This is a genomic window from Paenibacillus sp. BGI2013 (assembly GCF_002843485.1).
Taxonomy (GTDB): domain Bacteria; phylum Bacillota; class Bacilli; order Paenibacillales; family Paenibacillaceae; genus Paenibacillus; species Paenibacillus amylolyticus.
In genome coordinates, this window is sequence record NZ_PJFA01000007.1 from 250,793 (window position 1) to 270,225 (window position 19,433).

Below are 19,433 nucleotides of genomic sequence, written 5' to 3' on the forward strand. Positions count from 1 at the left end.
CATGTGAAAAAAGCCGCGCATCCTTAAGTGGATGGCAGCTTATTCTCATACCTGTGCAGTGCTCTCAGGACATTGCCTTCGATTAGCTTACTGAGCTTCTCAATAATCTGTTTTGGCGGTTCTTGCATGTTGCCCCTCATCCATTGAATGATCAGCCCAGTGAAAGCCAGGGTATAGAAGTTGGCAACGAACTCTTTGTCTTCACCGCAGACCTTAATCCCGCAGGCCAGCTCATCAATAACACCCATGATCAGATCATGGGTTACTTCATAGAGGTATACATCCAGGTGGGTACGCCCGAGCGAGTTGAGTGTGTTGCAGCAGAACGTTTTGTTGTTCTCGATGTAACAAAAGATTTTATAGAATCCGTCCGTCCATGTGCTGTAGCTTCGGTACTCCGTAAGACTCTCCACCGCTTCAGTCTGATAGATCCACCCAAGCAGCGCGTAAATATCCTGAAAATGATAATAAAAGGTTTGCCTGTTCACTCCGCAATTCTCCACCAGATGTTTGACCGTAATCTTGTTCAATGGAGTATGCTCCATCAGTGATTTGAGCGAGTGAGCCAGCGCATTTTTGGTCAGGTGAGAAGCAGACACAACATTCACCTCATCATTTTGGATTAGCTTGCCGGGGCGCAACAGCACGTAAACACTCATGGCAAAAGCCCCGCGCCGAAGTCGCTAAGCACAAACAAGTCAAAATGCAGGAATCCCGAAAGACCCTCCCATCCACAAAACCCCTTTAGCTATCAACATCTTCGTTACCCGATCCACATCATACTCCATAAGGTTCATTCTAAGTACTGAATATCAATCGATTCAAACAAAACTCCAAAGGCCAACGCTTGAGTTATCTCTATCAAAACCCTTAAAAGTTAGCCGTCGTCTAAAACCAGTCACAATAAAGTAGCCCAGTCAGGGTAAAAGCTGAAACCTAGTGAAGGATACCGATCAATCTAAAAAAACGGCCGATAAGCCGTCGCGTATGTTATCTCCCATACACTAAACCATTAAAACTGAGACTACGTCTATAAAATCAGTCATAGGAACAACGATAACGAAATGATCGAGAAAAAAATCGAAAAAGTGTTCAGTAGCCCATCGTTAAGGTAATCTATCACACTAACCCATCAAAGTGAGACCCAATCCTTCGAAGCAGCCGCGATAAGGCTACAACGTAACGATCGCGACAAAATCCAAAGAAACGGCCTATAAGGTCACCATGTTGTTAGCTCTAATACACTAACCCATTTAAAAGTAAGTCTTCATCGTCTCCATAATAAAAAGCAGCCATAAAAAAAACTACAATTTCACCAAAGAAACAAGAAACAAGAAACAAGAACCAAAGAACCAAAGAACCAAGAACCAAAGAACCAAGAAACAAAATCAAAAAAACAAAAAAACAAAATAAATCAAAAAAACGACCCGAAGGCCGTCCTTTTGTTCTCCTAATTACACTAACCAATCAATAGTTAGCTCAATCTTAAAATCAGTCATGCGAGAAGCTGCAACGTAGTGGAGGGGACGAAATCGATTCTGAAGAAGCGGAGCGTTCGCCTTTATCGTCGGATTTTACCCTTTGAGAAGGGGAATCCAAAAAAATCCGACGATAACAGCGATCTAAAGAACGATTCGGCCCCGGAACGTCCACTCAGCACGCCCTCATGAACTGGTTTTAACACGATGAGCCCTAACTATTACAAACTCTTCAAAAACTGAACAATCGTCAACAACCCTTTATCAAAGTTCTCCAGGTTGAAGTGCTCGTTTGGTGCATGCAGGTTCTCATCCGGCAAGCCAAAGCCCATCATAACAGCAGGGATTTCGAGTACACGTGAGAGTTTCTCAACAATCGGAATGGAGCCGCCATCTTTGGTAAAGAGGGCACGAACGCCATACACGTGCTCATACGCATCTGCTGCTTTTTGCAGAATTGGATTGGAAGGATCGGTATTGAAAGCAAAAGCTTTCTCGATCTGTTTCACATGCAATGTTGCACCCGGTTGAACGTTAGCGCGCAGATGTGCTTCGATACGATCCAATACATGTTGTGGATCTTGATCCGCAACGAGGCGGCATGTAATTTTGGCATGAGCTTCCTTCGGAATAACCGTTTTGCTGCCTTCGCCCTGGAAACCACCCCATACGCCGTTGAGTTCCAATGTTGGACGAGCGCCTACACGTTCCACGAACGAGTAACCTTCTTCGCCGTACAATTGCTCCAGCCCAAGGTCTTGACGAAGCTGTTCTTCATTGAAGCCTTGTTTCACAAATTCTTCTCTCATCTCAGGAGACAGTGGCAGTACGCCGTCGTAGAAACCATCTACACTTACACGGCCTTGCTCATCATGCAACGAAGCGAGCAGGGATACGAGTGCGTGCAGTGCGTTAGGTACACCACCACCAAATGAACCGGAGTGCAAGTCGGTATTGGCTGTGTTCAGATCCACGTGAAGCGAGCAAAGGCCTCGCAGGCCAGTGGAGATAGCCGGTTTACCTTTTTCAAGCAGGGACGTATCCGAGATCAGTACCATGTCTGCACGCAGCTTGTCTGTATGTTCATTCAGATAGATGGGCAAGTTCGGGCTGGAGATTTCCTCTTCGCCTTCGATACAGAACTTGATATTAACTGGCAGTTCTTTGTTTTCGGCGAGAATGGCTTCAACTGCCTTGATATGTAGGAAAATCTGTCCTTTGTCATCCGTTGCACCACGGGCATACAGCTTGCCATCACGAACGGTAGGTTCAAAAGGAGGTGTCTCCCACAGGTTAAGCGGATCAACAGGTTGTACATCATAGTGTCCATAGATCAGAGCCGTCGGTTTGCCGGGTGCATGCAGGTGATCTGCATAGACAATCGGATGTCCAGCCGTTTGAATGACCTCTACGTTTTCCATACCTGCACGTGTGAGCGCATCTGCTGCCCATTGTGCTGCACGATTAATATCCTCTTTATGCTCTGAAATGGCAGAGATACTTGGAATGGACAACCATTCATTCAGTTCTGCCAGGTGTTTTTCTCTATTTTGTTCAAAATAAGTCTGTTCTTTCATTAAAAAGGCCTCCTTCATGTTTGCTATATCTCATTGTAATCCATTTTGTCATGTTAATAAAACATTGGTTAAAAAAATGATCGGTTACAGATCGTTTCATTCACCTGAAGATTGTGCGTATAATACAAGAAAAGGATTTCATCCATATATTCTCAGGGGAGTTGAGGAAGTTTCCATGACAGTCAGACCCGATGCAAGCAGGCAGGTGAGCAGCGATGGAACCGACTAGGAGCGATCGAATATTTGGCAGATTCAAGCGGTTATCCGATTTGAAGGCTGGAAGGCATAAAGGACGATTTTATCGTAACAGCCTGATGCTTATTTTACTCATTGCCAGCATTCCCGGACTAATCACAGGTATCGTCATGTATCAACAGGTTGTTGGCCGGATGGAAACCGAGTTCAATCAGATGCATCAGAACCAGATAGAGAACCGGGCACGCAATGTGGATGACCAGCTGGCTTATCTGGAGATGAACTTATCCCATTGGGCTTTTGAACCGAGGTTTGGCAATGCATTGCGTACACTGGATTTTGTATATTATTTTAATGAAACGCAGGAGATTGTGACTACCTTATACGTATTACAAGGTTCTCATCCACTGATCAAGTCAGCACAGCTGTATTTGCAGGAACCGAAGCCAATCTTGTTTAATCGGGATTATACCGAATTGAACGATGAAGCCAAAGTACAAGCATATGATCGATACCTTTCCATGGGTAACCACGTGTACTGGACAGACTGGGTTTCCAGCATCAACAGAGATACCGAACCTTCGACCAACGATAGTCCACTGCATACGGATGCAGGCAATGCACTTGTTCTAGTACATAAGATACCGGGGGAGAGCATTAATCCGTTTGGTGCACTGATCATCACGCTGGATAACGAGAAAGTAGCTAGCTTATTGAAAACGCTTACTCCTTATGACGAAGGTTTGACGTTCCTCATGGATCAGGAAGGAAACACACTGGTTACCGGGGATCCGGGAACGGCGGGAGAGACTTCTGCTTTTGAGCAGCAGCTAAAAGAAGAAGTAGCCCTGCATGCGGGCAGCCGCTCATTCCTGTTCCGATATGAGGATCAGACCTATTCTGTCTCATACGGTTCATTGAGTCGGATCGATTCAGACTGGACTTATGTCTCCGCAGCACCTTTGACCTCAGTCACTTCGCCAGTCAAACTGGTATCCAAAATCATCGTCATTGCGAGTGCAGGCAGCCTCATCCTGGGATTATTGTTATCTTGGTTTGCTTCCCGCCGCATCTATTCGCCTGTAGCACGGATGCTGCATCTGCTTACGCCTGGCAGAAACGAAACAACACCAACGGATGCCAAGCTGGACGAGTTTAAGCTGCTGGAGCAACAGTGGAACGAACTGACCTCCCGCAATGTCACGGCACATCGCCAATTGCAGGAGCAGCTTCCCCATCTGCGCGACAGTTTTGTCTTACAACTTGTACAGGGGCATCTATATGCTTATAACGAGAAGGATCTCCAGCAGCGCATGCGTAATCTCGGCTTTGAACTGGAGGGCCAGCAGTTTTTGCTGGTGCAGATGTATTTTACGGGGTACGAGCAGCTGCAAGGCAGATTTGGAAGCCAGGACACGGGATTAGTCACCTTTGCAGCAGTGAATATTACACAGGAAGTTGCGAAAAATTATTTCAGGCAGATCAGTGTCATGAACTTTCATGACTTGTCTTCCGCCATGCTTGTGATTGCTCCCCAGGACGAACCTGTGAAATCACAAGCGCTGTTATGGGGACAGGAACTGGTGGAGGTCATTGGACGTACGCTCAAAATGAAGGTGACCTTGATGGTCAGTCGCCCAGCAGCTTCACTTCAGGAACTGCCCGGACGATTCGTCGAGATGGAACAGGCCGTGGCTTATCGCAGTGTGGAGGAAGGAAGTCAGATTCTCGATTTGGAGGATGAGGCGTGTTTCCACAAAAATGAAGCAGCTTCCTATCCGCTTGGGCTGGAACGGGAGTTGTTACAGGCGGTCAGGCTGGGCAAACAAACCGAAGCGGAACGTGTGCTGGAACAATTCATGAGTGAAATTACGCGGACGGGCAGTACCGAATTCCAAGTTCAGCAAATGATGCTTCAATTGCTCGGCAGTATTCAGCACATGATGCTGCAAACGGGTGTCACACCTTATAAGCTGTTTGGTGGTTACAACATGTATGAGCAACTATCCGGTATTCGTGAACCTGTACAGATGAAGCAATGGATGATGAATGAGGTACTCATACCTTATATACAAGAGGTTGAGGTACGATCGCAGGAACCGCTGAAACTGGTGGTGGAACGAACGATGTTGTATATCGATACACATTACCGCAGCGACATTTCGTTGGAAAACTGTGCTGACGAGGAGCAGATGACACCTTATGCACTGAGCAAGGCATTCAAACAGGTATCGGGTATCAATTTTATTGATTATCTGACACGTGTGAGAATGGATGCGGCGAAGCAGTTGTTACGGGAGACAACGATGAAAATTAATGATGTTGCGGCGGCTGTAGGATATCAGCACAGTTATTTTAATCGGATCTTCAAGAAACAGGAGGGAGTTACCCCGAGTCAGTATCGCGATCAATGGTTTGGACAATAACCGTTTATATCTTTGTCATTTCAGACCGGCATTCGGCTTTAGCGGATGCCGGTTTTTTCTTTTTTTTACCGTGATACAAAGAAGGATAAACCCGCAAAAATGTGCAATTCTACCCGCTACGTTATGTGCAATTTCTTGTGAAAATGGCGTTATAGCGGGCTTTTCGGCCATCATGCCGTAGTGATGCAAAAAATGAAGGTTGCCGGAAAAAGATCGGCTGTATAGTCTGAGTATCAGGTTGATTGATAACGCTTACATCATTGAGGAAGGGGAGACATGATGAACGGGAAGACGGACTGGAATACCAACGGCACTGCAACCACCCAAGCGGATAGGGCCACAAGGCCCATGAGACGAGAGTCTAACTGGAAAAGGCAGATCAAACGAAACAAGTGGTTATATGTGCTTGTGCTTCCCGGCTTTTTGTACTTTGTCATCTTTAAATACTTGCCCATGTGGGGGATCATCATTGCCTTTCAGGACTACCAGCCTTTCCTGGGCATCCGGGAGAGTAACTGGGTGGGGTTAGAGAACTTTACGAACTTTTTCTCCAATCCAGACTTCTTCCGACTATTACGTAATACGCTGGTCCTTGCCCTGTATGATCTCATCTTCTTTTTCCCGGCACCAATCATTATCGCTTTGTTATTAAATGAAATTCGGGTCGCTTTCTTCAAAAGAACGATTCAAACGCTGGTCTATGTACCCCATTTTGTATCGATGGTTATTATCGCCAGTATCACGTACGTGTTCCTGACCCCGCAGGGCGGAGTGTTATACGACCTGATCGCCTGGATTACAGGCAAGCCCATTGATGTACTCTCCAGTCCGGGTTCGTTCCGTCCGCTCATTATTGTTCAGATGATGTGGAAGGAGATGGGTTGGGGCACAATCATTTTCTTGGCAGCCCTCGCAGGTGTCGATACGGAACAATATGAAGCCTCCATTGTGGATGGCGCTGGACGATTACGGCGGATGTGGCATATCACACTTCCAGCCATTCGTACGACTATAGTCATTTTGCTCATTCTCAGACTGGGGAACTTCCTCGATACCGGATTTGAGCAGATCTATCTGATGACCAACTCCCTCAACCGGGATGTGGCGGACGTATTTGATACGTATGTGTACACGGTAGGGATTACACAAGGTGCATTCAGTTACAGTACCGCTGTGGGACTATTCAAGTCTGTGGTGGGGATTATTCTGGTGCTTGGCAGTAATAAACTTGCGAAAAAATTCGGCCATCCCGGAATTTATTAAGGAGGAGCGCCCATGAACAGCCGTCTATACAACAGCCCTGCCGGCAAGGTATTTGATATCTTCAATTACGTCATGCTGGGGATTCTGGGCATATTAACCGTCCTTCCGTTCCTGTATATTATAGGGAATTCTTTCGCAACGGAAGCCGAGATCACCGAACGCAGTTTTTTTCTCATTCCGAAGGTGTTTTCCTTCAGCGCGTATGAGTATATTTTCTCCTCGTCCACGATCTTTCGCAGCATTGGTGTTTCCATTTTCATCACGGTGGCAGGTACACTGGTCAATCTGTTCTTCACACTAACGATGGCCTATCCACTATCCAGAAGTGACTTCTGGGGCCGTAACGTCATGATGAACATGGTGATTTTCTCGATGTTATTTGGTGGTGGCATGATTCCAACGTATCTCGTCATTCGTGGATTGGGACTGCTCGATTCTTACTGGGCCCTTATGCTTCCTGGCGCGATCAGCGCTTTTAACTTAATAGTTGTCAAAAACTTTTTTCAGCAAATGCCGCCCGGGCTGGAGGAAGCGGCCCGCATCGACGGCTGTTCAGATCTCGGGGTGCTGTGGCGAATCGTTCTGCCTTTATCCAAACCGGTCATTGCCACGTTTGCTTTGTTCTACGCCGTAGGCCACTGGAACAATTTTTTCTCGGCACTCCTGTACATTTCCGACAGTGACAAATGGCCGTTACAAGTCATGCTGAGACAGATCGTGTTACTTTCGCAAGCCAGTGTCGGCGATATGGCGAACATGGACCCCAATTTTGTACAGCCACCAGAGCAGTCAATCAAAATGGCGGTGATCGTTGTAGGTACCATTCCGATTTTGCTGGTGTATCCGTTTTTGCAGAAGCATTTTGCCAAAGGTGTCATGTTAGGTTCAATCAAAGGCTAAAGCCAAGGGGGAGAACGTATGGGACAAAAAACGGGATTCAAAAAAGGTGCACTGTTACTCTCTGCGTCACTGGTATTGAGTACAATTCTGGGAGCATGCTCCACGGATAAAACAGGTTCAGGGAGCGCTGCCGGTGGAACCGACGAAATTACCATTATGCTTCCGAACTTCGAAGCGGAGAATCCGCCGGAGAACAGCCCTGTCATCCAGAAGCTTGAAGAACTGACCAAGGTGGATGTGAACCTGCAGTGGGTGCCAAGCAGCTCGTATGAAGACAAATTCAACATCACACTGGCCTCGGGAAAGCTACCTCAGATTATGGTGGTGTTAGGGAAGTCTCCAAGTTTCATTAATGCGGCCCGAACCGGAGCATTCTGGGAGCTTGGTCCTTATCTGAAAGATTATCCGAATCTGAGTCAACTGAATGAAATCATCACCAACAATGCATCCATCGATGGCAAAACCTATGGGATCTACCGGGCACGGGCCCTGGGACGTAACGGGGTTACAATCCGCAAAGATTGGCTGGAGAATATGGGGCTGGAAGAGCCGAAGACGATTGATGAATTTTACAATGTGTTGAAAGCGTTCACGAAGGATGATCCAGACGGTAACGGCAAGGATGATACGTACGGTCTGGTTGCCAGCAAATTCACGGGCCCGTGGGATAACATGCAGGTATGGTTTGGTGCACCCAACAAGTGGGGAGATGATGGCAGTGGAGGTCTGATCCCGGCGCATGAGACACCAGAATACATGGAAGCCCTGAAATTTTTCCGGCAAATTTATAGTGAGGGTCTGGTCAACAAGGACTTTGCCGTGATGGATGCAACGAAACTGCCTGATCCATTTGTGAATGGGCAAGCCGGTGTCATGGTGGATGTAGCAGATAATGCACAGCGGATGGATCAGAAAATACTCGATAAAGACCCAAATGCGACAGGACGTGTGGATGTGCTGCAAGCGATGGAAGGTCCAAAGGGATTGCGTGATATGCCAACGTCTGGCTACTCCGGCCTGATTGCGATCTCCAAAAGCAGTGTCAAAACGGAAGAAGACCTGAAGAAGGTACTGAGCTTTCTGGATCAGCTGAATGAACCGGAATTGCAGGCATTGTTGTACAACGGACTGGAAGGCAAGCAATACGAGCAAAAAGAAGACTACATCATACCGAGCACTGACAAGCTGGCACTGCGTGACCTGCAGGGTTTAAATCAGATTTTGATGTTTGTGCCTGAAGACAGAACGCTTCGTGTCCAACAGACACCTGTCCGTGAAAAGGTTGCACAGGTGCAGAAAGCCAACGAAGAGATTGTCATTGCCAATCCTGGCGAACCGCTGATCTCTGATGTTTACGCTCAGAAAGGACCGCAGCTGGACAATATCATTAACGATGCGCGGATCAAATATATCGTAGGTCAGATTGATGAGAAAGGATTCGAAGATGCTGTTGCCCTGTGGAAGAATAACGGCGGAGACGATTATGTCAAAGAAGTTAATGAACTGTACGCTGCACTGAAGTAGTCGTATAAGCCAAAGCCCGGTAGCCGTACTTTCAGCGTAACGGAAATAGCCGGGCTTTTCTTATCGCTGTGATGGCTTGATCCATGAACCAAATTTCATCCAACTTTCTGGAAATTATGACTTCCTGAATATGGTTTTTGATGTATAATCAAATCAAAAAAACCTATTTGAACTGAAATGAACGTTATTGGTAAAGCTGGATATCATACACTCTTGAACAGGCAGGGAGGAAGGCAACATGTGGAACGGGGATGCTTTTGAAAATCCCGAGGCGCAGTACAGGGTCCATCCCTTTTGGTTCTGGAACGGGGATATGGAAGAAGAACAGGTTAAGCGGCAAGTGGCTGAGATGGCGGCGCAAGGTGTAGGTGGATTCTTCATCTGTCCGCGTCAGGGACTACAGATTCCCTATCTCTCTGAAGCATGGTTCGATAAGGTGCGGGTTGCAGTGCAGGCAGCTGCCGACCATGGCATGCAGGTATGGTTATATGACGAATATCCATATCCAAGCGGGATGGCTGGTGGGGAAGTGACCCTTGATTTTCCTGAAGCGAAGCAGCGACAGCTCGTGCATCATCAGTTGGTGGTTCAGGGGGGAGAAGCTGTGGATCTGGAGTTGCCGTGGGGACGAGTCTTGGTTGCCAAGGCGATTCCCAAGGATGCACAGGGCAAACGGTTGTGGCATGAATCCATTGACTTGCGCAGCAAAATCGGTAATATCCAGACCGATCAGGTGTATCAGGAGACCGGACTCACATCGTATAACCGCAAGCGGTTCTTCACCTACCGAACAGCGTTCCGCTTGTTGTGGGATGTTCCCCCGGGTGATTGGGAGTTGATTATATTTCAAGAAATGGAGATCGATGATTTCAAATATTACGGCAACTTTGTTGATCCTTGCCACAAGGAAGCGATGAGTAGATTTATTGAACTGACACATGAGCGTTATAAGTCAGCGGTTGGAGATCAATTTGAAAGCGTAATCAAAGGCATGTTCTCGGATGAGATTGCACCGCTGGGTCGTATCCCCTGGTCGCAACAGCTTCCCCGTTATTTCAGCGAGCGTTGTGGTTATAGTCTGATCGATTCGCTACCGGCGCTGTTATATGGTGATGTTCCGGACGCGCATCGTATTCGGTATGACTATTACCAGTCACTGCACCTGCTTCTCAGGGAGTCCTATCACAAACAGGTGCATGATTGGTGTGAGGAAGCAGGAATCCAGTACGCGGCAGAGGTGCCTGGCGTACGGATGACCACCCAGTTGTTCAGTCATATGCCAGGTGGTGATTCGGCCCATGAGAAAATTGGACGATCCTTATCGTGGATTCTGGAACGATATGGTCAAAAGATGCGTGACAATCCCAAGATGGTCAGTTCGCTTGCCCGGCAATTGGGCCGAAGCCGCAATCTGATTGAATGTTTTCATAGTGTAGGCTGGTCGATGACGCTACAGGATGCGAAATGGATGATTGATCGAATGGCCGCCATGGGCACTAATTTCTATAACTTTCACGCCTTTTTCTATACGATTGGTGGGCTTGCGAAGCATGACGCACCACCGTCTCAATTTTTGCAGAATCCCTACTGGAAGCATTTCCGGCAGTTAGGGGATTACACCGGACGGTTGAGCTATCTCATGAGCACCGGAACAGCAGACATTCGTATTGCCGTGCTTGACCCAACGACGACATTCTGGAGTCTGATGGGTAATCCGCTGCATGGATTTGAGTATAGCGGCGAGGACGAATCAGAACGGGTGCAACTGGAGCGCCTGACGAAGGACTGGATGAGGATCACGACACATCTGCTCGAAAACAGACGTGACTATGATCACCTTGATCCCGAATTGTTGGCGGAAGCTGACTTAACGGATGGTATCATTCAGATCGGCGTTGCCCGTTATGACGTATTAATTCTGCCACCGATGCTGAATCTGGAGGCCGTGGCCTGGGAACAGGTGAAGCGATTTGTTCGGCAGGGAGGAACTGTCATCTCTGTTGGGATGCCTCCGCATATCGCAATTCAACAGGGAAGTCCAGAGGGAGATGAAGCTGCCCAGTTCTTTGGTGCGGGCGAGCAGCCGCAAGAGGTGTACTGGGGCCGTAGCGTGACAACAGATCACGATAACCGTGAAACCATGTGGCATCAGGGTGAGGGGAGTGCTTATTTTCTACCCGCAGGAACAGGACAAGGAGATGACTTTTCGCTGGAGCTAATCTCTCTCCTGCTCGATCAGGTATTGCCGGAACCCATCTGCTGGATCATGGAGGAGGAAAGTGCCTCCCTGCTGATGCACACCCGTCAATTGTCGGCTGGAGAGCACATGGTTTTTTTGACCAATCAGGAGGGTCAGGACCTGAAGGGTCAATTGAAGCTGGTCGCCAGACAGCTGTGGGAAGGAGCGGATCTGACAGAGGGCGCTTGTCTGGTGGCAGAACGACTTGATCTGGAGACAGGGCAGCTTCAGACATTGCCGTATACGAGTAGTGGTGGGGAATGGTGCATTTCACTAACACTGGCGCCTTATGAAGCGCATGCTGTTCGTCTTACTTTACAACCTGCGAAGGAAGAGGCATTAACAACGAAGGTGGATGTAGCAGACAAAACGGGTTCGGCGTTCGTAACGGATGTATTGGCAGGAGCTAATCAAGCCTGTAAGATCATGGCCCCTTCGGAAGGGCCATGGCGACTCGAAACGGTGCAGCCTAACATTTTGCGAATGGGACAATTCCATCTTCAGGCTTCCAATGTTAATGGTGTGATTCTGGAAAGCCAGCATGTAGCTGTAAAACCGTTTATTGATCAGGCGGCAGAATTATCGGAGCAGCAGCATCTGTCAGTCCAGTTTAATCAGGTATTTGGCACACCGAAAAAAGCATCCTTAGCCTATCCCATCGAATGTCGATATACGACTACATTTGAGCTAAGAACGGCATTGCCTGCATGTTTGTTATTTATGGATAGAGCGGCGATCTCGGGCAGTTGGTCCATGGAGATTAATGGGCAACCACTTGAAAAGGAACAATTCGATCCAATCGAAATAACCGACCACAATAACATTGCTTGTGAGATTACGGAGTTGCTGCACAGCGGTCTCAACGAAATGACGGTCATCGTACAGGTAACGAAAGATGAGGATGGCATTGTGGATCCCTTGTATCTACAGGGAAGATTCGGCGTGGAGTTCCATCATGAAGGCATGGCTTCGCTCGTGCGGGAGTCGGACACGGCCCTTTGTATCGGACCAGAACCGCAGCCGCTGTATCCCCATTTTGCCGGGGAAATGAGTTATAAACGCACGTTCTGGCTGGATGAGCCAGGGGAAGATATTACCTCGTTTGAACTGGAATTTAGCGATTGGCGGGTGCAGGATGTGACGGAAGTGCGGGTGAACGGACATAGTCTGGGTGTGAAATGCTGGTCTCCGTATCGTTGGAAAGGAGAGGCCTCCTGGTTGCGTCCGGGAGACAACGACATTGAAGTACGGATCACGAACACATTAATTGGCCTGCTGGAAGGTACGTATTTTGATTCAGAACATCATCGATTACAGGATGCAGGTCTTGTACCTGTTGAAGAATTGGGATAAAGGAGTGGAAGTAAGGAATGGGACATCGTATTCAGTTTGACCGCTATCCAGGTGGTGTGATGAAAGCGTTAACGCTCAGTTATGACGATGGAGTGGTGCATGATCGCAGACTGGTGGAAATCTGTAATCGGTATGGTCTGCGGGGAACCTTTAATCTGAACTCCGGTACCCTGGGTAATCCAGGCCGCATTGAGGCTGGGGAAGTCGCTGAACTTTATACGGGGCATGAAGTAGCCGTTCACACGGTTACTCACCCTACGCTGCCTTATGTTCCGAATGAACTATTGACCGAAGAGATTATCGAAGACCGAGAAGCATTGGAGCAGCTCGTCGGTTATCCGGTACGAGGCATGGCTTATCCCAACGGAGGGTACGACCGTGCGTTAAGTACCAAGCTGGAGTGGCTTGGCATTGATTATGCCCGTACCGTTGAATCACATGGCAGATACACGTTGCCAGATCGGCCGCTTGAATGGCATCCGACGTGTCATCATAACCATGATCTGGCGGGGCAAACCAAACGTTTTATCCAACATTCCAAAACAGGTACGCCACTATTACTCTACGTCTGGGGTCACAGTTATGAGTTCAATGACAACGACAATTGGGAGATCATCGAACAGTTCGGTGAGCAGATTGGCGGCAGGGACGATATCTGGTATGCCACGAACATCGAAGTGATTGCCTATTGGAAAGCGGTGCAACGACTGGAGTGTTCAGCAGATCGCTCCATCATCCATAATCCGTCTGCCATCCCGGTTTGGTTCACAGCGAATCAGCAGGTTGTTGAAGTGCAGGGCGGAGAGACATTGCGGCTAAGCGAACGAATCAAGGTATAAGGAAGGGAGCTGACGATCATTCGTTATTTTCATGAGAACGAGGCGATTGCAGGCAAGGTGTACGATTCAATTCCGGATATATTGACTACGGTGGCTCAGCGTTATATTGGCGATCATCCGAAACATTCCTTTTTGTTCAGAGCTTATCATCAGGGAGGTTTTCGCAGGCTAGGGGACTATCGTTACAACCTGAATCTGAATGAGAAATGCGTTGGGGCGCATGCAGGGCAGTACGTGTATGTATGGGGCAAGTTATGGAGCGAGCAGAATACAACGTTAAATACGGGCTTGAACTGTTATAGTCCGGTGACGATTTACGTGAACGGTGAAGAGGTATTCAAGTCTGAGCTGTTGCAGGAATTATTTCCCGAGCGAAGAACCCAGATTCCGATTTCCGTGAACTATGGCTGGAATGATGTATTGCTGTGTTTTGTCAAAACAGAAGTGGGATTCGGCGGTATCTACGGAACAGCCTCGTTCAAAAATTTCCCGCTGCACTTCCTCACTCCTGGGGCAGATCGTCAGGGTCAGGAGGGCTGGTTATATTCGGAATCCGTCGATGAACCTGTAGTATCTCTTCCTCGTGACGGCATGACGGAAGAAGAAACGGGTCTTACCTGGTATCCGCGCAGGGGCTGGACAGATGAGGAGCAGAGCATGGGTTCTTTTGCCCGCATCTTTGGTACAGAAAAGCCCGCTGTTGCCTACGCCTGGTCCAGATTGGATGTAACTTTGCCAGGAACATCACCAGTTATTTTAAAAGGTCGTCATGATGGAGCTTTGACCCTGTATGTGGATGGCACGGAAGTATACTCTGCTGGAAGCAGCGGTAATTTCCGCGTTGAACTTCCTCGCCGTTACGGTACATCCGATCTGGTGGCGAAAGGTGAAATTCAGGCAGTCGGCGGCTCATGGGGATTCACGTTGGAATATGCCGAGCGTTCGGATTCCAAAGGCTGGAGACTGAAATCGCCTCATCCGGTTGCGGGATGTTCTAACCCCTGGCTGTACACGGGTGTGTTTGCTCCCGGTGCTGAACCATCGCATGCCGACATCGTGCGAACCGATACCGTATTTGATGATGGCGCACAAGGTGTGTATTGGCGGGTAGATCTTCCCGACACCCATGTCCGTCCTTACCTGGAGAATACACATTACGGAAAGTGGAATTATCCGCTTGGCGTTACCCTGCTTGGACTGCTACAGACGGGACAGGAATTGGGACGGGATGATTACATTCAGTATGTGCGGCAACATATTGAACTGAGCACTTCATTTGACCGCTATGGTCTGTGGGATCGGGAAGGGTACGGTGCGGCAGGGATTAATAATCAACTGTCTGCCATCGACAGCCTGGATGATTGCGGTTCGTTTGGGTCCACTTTGCTTGCTGCGATGGAGTTCGGTGATATTCGTGGGGGAAGAGATACTGCGGATCGGATTGCAGGCTACATTACGGATGAGCAAGAACGTCTGGAGGATGGCGCCTTTTACCGGGTTCGCGGCAGTGGGGAGATGCGTCAGGAGACGATGTGGTGTGATGACTTGTACATGAGTACACCTTTTCTGATGCGTTATGGTCAGTTGACAGGAGATGCGACGTATTGGGATGATGCGGTCAATCAGTTCCTGATGTTCCGTAAATACCTCTACCTTCCCGAACAACAGATCATGTCCCATGTGTATGATTTTGTGCGTGGTCGGGCGACAGGTATTCCATGGGGACGAGGGAACGGCTGGGTGCTATTTTCATTAACCGAATTGTTATCCATCCTGCCACATGATCATGTGAAACGGTCGGAACTATTACAGTTCTATCGTGATTTAAGTGAAGGTTATTTGGCGCTGCAAGGGGAAAATGGACTATGGCATCAGGTGCTGAACCGCCCGGATTCATATGAAGAAACCTCCTGCACATCGATGTTCATCTACGCTTATGCCCGTGGTATTCGGGAAGGCTGGCTGGAACAGCCTGAGCCTTATCTGGAGGCAGTGCGCAAAGGATGGGAAGGTATGACACGTTTGTCGATTGACTATAAAGGCAATATATACGGGGTATGCCGCGGTTCCGGGTACTCGTTTACCGCCTTGTATTATCGCGATGATCTGGGATGGAATCTGAACGATACCCATGGGATCGGCATTGTGCTGTTGGCTGGCATTGAAGCGCATAAAATGAACCAGAAGCTCCGTGAGGCGCATATCGATTCTTCAGTTACAGCCGCGCATCGCTGATGATTGACGCAACGGAACGGATATTTGTGGATAGCCTTCTATAGGTAGATTACCAGCTAAAGAAAGCGGCAAAGCCCCCGGGCTTGCCGCTTTTAGTTTGTTTCCAATTTCGAATTCGCTCTGCATAATAGCAATGATAAATACACTTACCTTCACCCAATAATATGAATAACTCCGTTTATAGCACGTATTAAAATAGCTCCAGCTGCTCCGGTCCTTCTTCCTTCTCCGGTTCAGAACGGTCAGGGAAAGGTTTCACCGGCTGATCCAGCAGGTCCATCATCATCTGGGCATTCGCCGCTGCATCTCCACCGGAGTTGTTGTTGAAAATAACATAGACATCCTTGCTCTGCTCCTGCAATTGCTCCAGATATCCTTTCCACTCCAACAATTCTTCCTTGTTGTAACGGTATAAATAACGGGTCTCGCGCCAATTAGGCGCACCATTCTGATGCCACCCGGATACATTGCGTCCGTGCATGCGCACCAGCGTCATCTCGGAATCCGTCGCCTGTGGCACGATGGGGATAGAACCTGGACCTGCCTGAGGTTCGTCACAGACGCTGTGAATCCAGCCTTGCTCTTTCAGGAACGAAAGCGTCCGCTCGCGCATGTCACCTTCATACCAACTTCGATGACGGAATTCCAGGGCACAAGGAATGCCTTCCATTCGAAGTTTCACTTCACGAAGCTCTTTCACGTTGTCCTTATTGCACTCAAACCAGGGCGGATATTGAAACAAGGCTGCCTGCATCTTGCCGGCTTCAATGACCGGTTCCAGTGATTCCCGAAAAGCCTTATACATCTCCGACGTGCTGGTGAAGTATGGTTTGCCTCGCAGATGTCCGGTCATTCCCTGATAGGCTTTGATGATAAAAGCAAAGGATTCGGGCGTCTCGGCAGCCCACCGTGCCATTCGATCCCGCGGCTGAACGGCGTAGAAAGAACTATCCACCTCCACAGTGGAGAAGTACTGTCCGTATAGACTAAGCTTGTCTTTGGCTTTGGTACGGTTTGGATAGAGATCTTCCTGATCCCCCCATCCGGTAAGTCCGATGTGAATCATAAGAACACCTCCTGTTGCTTTTTGAACAACCTCTTATAATTAACCGATTTGCAGGCATATGTCTAACATTATATCGTGTGCATTTTGGCTCTTCAATGTTGGAGCAGCTTTATAATTGATTTTATGAATACGGCATTGATGTCCATGAATTGATAAATTAATTTGTATAAACGATAATATAATAATACCTTTAAATTATAAGGAGGATACTTAGAGTGGATCATGTTGATAACCAAATCCTTTTACACCTTCAAAATCAAGCTAGGATTTCCATGACTGAACTCGGTAGATTGGTGGGGCTATCCCAACCTGCTGTAACGGAAAGAGTCAAACGGATGGAGGAAAAGGGAATTATTCAGGAATATCGCACAATCATTTCTCCGCAAAAAACCGGAAAAAATGTTGCCGCCTATTTCCTGTTTAGTACTAGAAACTGTAATGTTTTTCTCGATTTTGTTCGGTCGTCACCCTTTGTTGTCGAGTGTCATCGTATAAGCGGAGAACACAATTTTTTAATGAAAGTCATTGCCGACTCTACATACGCACTTGAAGAGTTCGGCAATGACTGTGATAAATATGGAACGTATACGATTCTAATTGTTATGTCTTCACCCATTGATTATAAACCCATCATTCCATCTCTCGAAGAGTTGAAAAATGAATCTATCCACTCTTTGTTGTGAATCCATGTTCTTTCGCTTTCCATACTACGAGTAGCGCAATGAGTACGAGAATAAGCATAACCCATGGAAATGAGAGGACATCAACTGTTACAAGAAGGGCCGCACCAATTAACCCGCCAGCGCTTACAGCCAAATTCCATGCTGTTACCAGCATAGACTGAGCCACGTCCACATTATCACCAGAAGCTTCAGCTACAGCCGTTTGAAGCAGTGAAGCGGCTCCGCCAAAAGTCAGCCCCCACAATGCAGCAGCCAAAAAGATCCCTACTGGCTGACTGCTACTTATCCCAAACATCATAGATGCTAGAGCGAAACCCGCAAGGCTGCATAGAATCAATGGACGAAGCATGCGGTCAATCCATATTCCTGTAATCCAGAGCCCCACAACCGATGCAATACCAAAAACAAATAGTATAATGTCAACACGTTGACCAAGCCCAACTTGAGCGAGGTAAGGCGTAATATATGTGTATAGAATATTGTGAGCTAGTACCCATATTAGTACGACAAACAAGATAGGGCGAATCCCCGGTTTAACGAAAACTTTATGAAGGGGAAGTCTCTTATTCGTTGATTGACCAGCAAAGTCTGGAACTTTTAAGAGTATCCAAACGATTAACAAGACAGTAAACACTGACATGATTCCAAAAACTGTACGCCAGCCTACAAGAGTGCCGAGTATTGTTCCCGCGGGAACACCAAGCGCCATAGCCAAAGGTGTACCTATTCCTGCTACCGCCATAGCTCGACCTTTGAGCGAATCAGGCACCATGCGGCTAGCATAACCTGCTAACATTCCCCACAAAACACCTCCGGCTGCACCTGCCAAGAATCGGGCAACAAGAGTTATTGTGTAACTGGAAGATAGAGCTGTAACACTGTTAAACAAGAAAAAACAAATCAAGCTTAGCAACAACAGTGGCCGCCTCCGCCAACCGCGTGTAGCTGTAGTTAGTGGAATTGCTGCCAAGACAGAGCCAAGGGCATACAACGTTATGAATTGCCCAGCTAATGCCTCTGAGATTCCAAGTCCTTCGCTTATCTGTGGCAATAAACCAGCCGGAATGATTTCAGTTAAGAGACTTATAAATCCAGCTAAGGCAAGCGGAATTAGCCCTACCCATGGGAGGCGGACAGAAGATGCAGCATCCGCAGTGTTACTATGTGTGGTTTTAAGTTTTTTCAATTTATGCCCTCTCCTTTTGAAAATCTTGTACTTACAAAAATATTGCTCAATTGGCATATATAAGCTTATCAAATCAAATAGCAACCTTACATAATCGAATTAAAGTAAATGTATTTTTAAACCTATATATTATATTTATAATGAGGATATTTCCTTTGATTTTAATGTAAGCGTTGTTGCCACTTAAAAATTCATAAATCAGATCCATAACCGATTAACTGTTACAGACAATATTTGAGACTTATAAATAGATACCTCTACAGATTATGTTAAACAACCTCTCTAAGAAGGGAAAAACTTCTATTCCTCGAATTTTTTTGATTATGTATTTAAAATTAATGAACAGAATACGATTCAAAAATAAGCTATAAGTTAATTGAAATAAAGATAGGAAAAGAAGGTAGTCCAGAATAAAATTCTGGCTACCTTCTTTATTCAAACGGTTCTTTCTATTAAATCTGGGTTTTTA

Annotated in this window: 12 protein-coding genes; 8 read left to right on the top strand and 4 right to left on the bottom strand. The window is 47.3% G+C overall.

Features of this window, described 5'->3' with window-relative positions:
- Positions 1–23: 23 nt before the first annotated feature.
- Positions 24–659, bottom strand: coding sequence for a TetR-like C-terminal domain-containing protein (locus CXK86_RS19140; RefSeq protein ID WP_257467908.1), 636 nt, complete (start codon positions 657–659; stop codon positions 24–26).
- 1,040 nt (positions 660–1,699) lie between these two features.
- Positions 1,700–3,055: a dipeptidase gene (locus CXK86_RS19145; RefSeq protein WP_101314276.1), complete on the bottom strand. Its 1,356-nt coding sequence runs from the start codon at positions 3,053–3,055 to the stop codon at positions 1,700–1,702.
- A 215-nt stretch (positions 3,056–3,270) separates the two neighbouring features.
- Here CXK86_RS19145 and CXK86_RS19150 point away from each other — a divergent pair, with 215 nt between their 5' ends.
- From CXK86_RS19150 to CXK86_RS19180, 7 genes are all read left to right on the top strand, one after another.
- Positions 3,271–5,676, top strand: a complete 2,406-nt coding sequence (locus CXK86_RS19150; protein WP_101314277.1) for an AraC family transcriptional regulator — start codon at positions 3,271–3,273, stop codon at positions 5,674–5,676.
- Positions 5,677–6,024: 348 nt separating this feature from the next.
- On the top strand, positions 6,025–6,939 hold the full coding sequence (locus CXK86_RS19155; RefSeq protein ID WP_074097016.1) for an ABC transporter permease: 915 nt from the start codon (positions 6,025–6,027) through the stop codon (positions 6,937–6,939).
- A gap of 12 nt (positions 6,940–6,951) precedes the next feature.
- Positions 6,952–7,839, top strand: a complete 888-nt coding sequence (locus CXK86_RS19160) for a carbohydrate ABC transporter permease (protein ID WP_017692544.1) — start codon at positions 6,952–6,954, stop codon at positions 7,837–7,839.
- 18 nt (positions 7,840–7,857) lie between these two features.
- Positions 7,858–9,363 carry an extracellular solute-binding protein gene (locus CXK86_RS19165; protein WP_101314278.1) on the top strand — a complete coding sequence of 502 codons (1,506 nt, stop codon included), beginning with the start codon at positions 7,858–7,860 and terminating at the stop codon, positions 9,361–9,363.
- A gap of 238 nt (positions 9,364–9,601) precedes the next feature.
- Positions 9,602–12,955: a glycosyl hydrolase gene (locus CXK86_RS19170; protein WP_101314279.1), complete on the top strand. Its 3,354-nt coding sequence runs from the start codon at positions 9,602–9,604 to the stop codon at positions 12,953–12,955.
- A 17-nt stretch (positions 12,956–12,972) separates the two neighbouring features.
- Entirely contained in the window at positions 12,973–13,794 is an 822-nt protein-coding gene (locus CXK86_RS19175; protein WP_101314280.1) for a polysaccharide deacetylase family protein, read from the top strand.
- 57 nt (positions 13,795–13,851) lie between these two features.
- Positions 13,852–16,029, top strand: coding sequence for a glycoside hydrolase family 88/105 protein (locus CXK86_RS19180; RefSeq protein ID WP_257467909.1), 2,178 nt, complete (start codon positions 13,852–13,854; stop codon positions 16,027–16,029).
- A 190-nt stretch (positions 16,030–16,219) separates the two neighbouring features.
- On the opposite strand, the gene CXK86_RS19185 is transcribed toward CXK86_RS19180, so the two are convergent.
- Positions 16,220–17,095, bottom strand: coding sequence for a DUF72 domain-containing protein (locus tag CXK86_RS19185; RefSeq protein ID WP_101314282.1), 876 nt, complete (start codon positions 17,093–17,095; stop codon positions 16,220–16,222).
- A 215-nt stretch (positions 17,096–17,310) separates the two neighbouring features.
- Here CXK86_RS19185 and CXK86_RS19190 point away from each other — a divergent pair, with 215 nt between their 5' ends.
- On the top strand, positions 17,311–17,778 hold the full coding sequence (locus CXK86_RS19190; protein WP_076253304.1) for an Lrp/AsnC family transcriptional regulator: 468 nt from the start codon (positions 17,311–17,313) through the stop codon (positions 17,776–17,778).
- Here the strand turns inward: CXK86_RS19190 and CXK86_RS19195 are convergent.
- Positions 17,759–18,964, bottom strand: coding sequence for an MFS transporter (locus tag CXK86_RS19195; protein WP_076253305.1), 1,206 nt, complete (start codon positions 18,962–18,964; stop codon positions 17,759–17,761). The two genes, CXK86_RS19190 and CXK86_RS19195, sit on opposite strands and share 20 nt — an antisense overlap.
- Between the last annotated feature and the right edge of the window lie 469 nt (positions 18,965–19,433).

Coding starts and splice junctions, on each gene's coding strand:
- CXK86_RS19140 (WP_257467908.1), bottom strand. CDS start 659: ATGAGTGTTTACGTGCTGTTGCGCCCCGGCAAGCTAATCCAAAATGAT.
- CXK86_RS19145 (WP_101314276.1), bottom strand. CDS start 3,055: ATGAAAGAACAGACTTATTTTGAACAAAATAGAGAAAAACACCTGGCA.
- CXK86_RS19150 (WP_101314277.1), top strand. CDS start 3,271: ATGGAACCGACTAGGAGCGATCGAATATTTGGCAGATTCAAGCGGTTA.
- CXK86_RS19155 (WP_074097016.1), top strand. CDS start 6,025: ATGAGACGAGAGTCTAACTGGAAAAGGCAGATCAAACGAAACAAGTGG.
- CXK86_RS19160 (WP_017692544.1), top strand. CDS start 6,952: ATGAACAGCCGTCTATACAACAGCCCTGCCGGCAAGGTATTTGATATC.
- CXK86_RS19165 (WP_101314278.1), top strand. CDS start 7,858: ATGGGACAAAAAACGGGATTCAAAAAAGGTGCACTGTTACTCTCTGCG.
- CXK86_RS19170 (WP_101314279.1), top strand. CDS start 9,602: ATGTGGAACGGGGATGCTTTTGAAAATCCCGAGGCGCAGTACAGGGTC.
- CXK86_RS19175 (WP_101314280.1), top strand. CDS start 12,973: ATGGGACATCGTATTCAGTTTGACCGCTATCCAGGTGGTGTGATGAAA.
- CXK86_RS19185 (WP_101314282.1), bottom strand. CDS start 17,095: ATGATTCACATCGGACTTACCGGATGGGGGGATCAGGAAGATCTCTAT.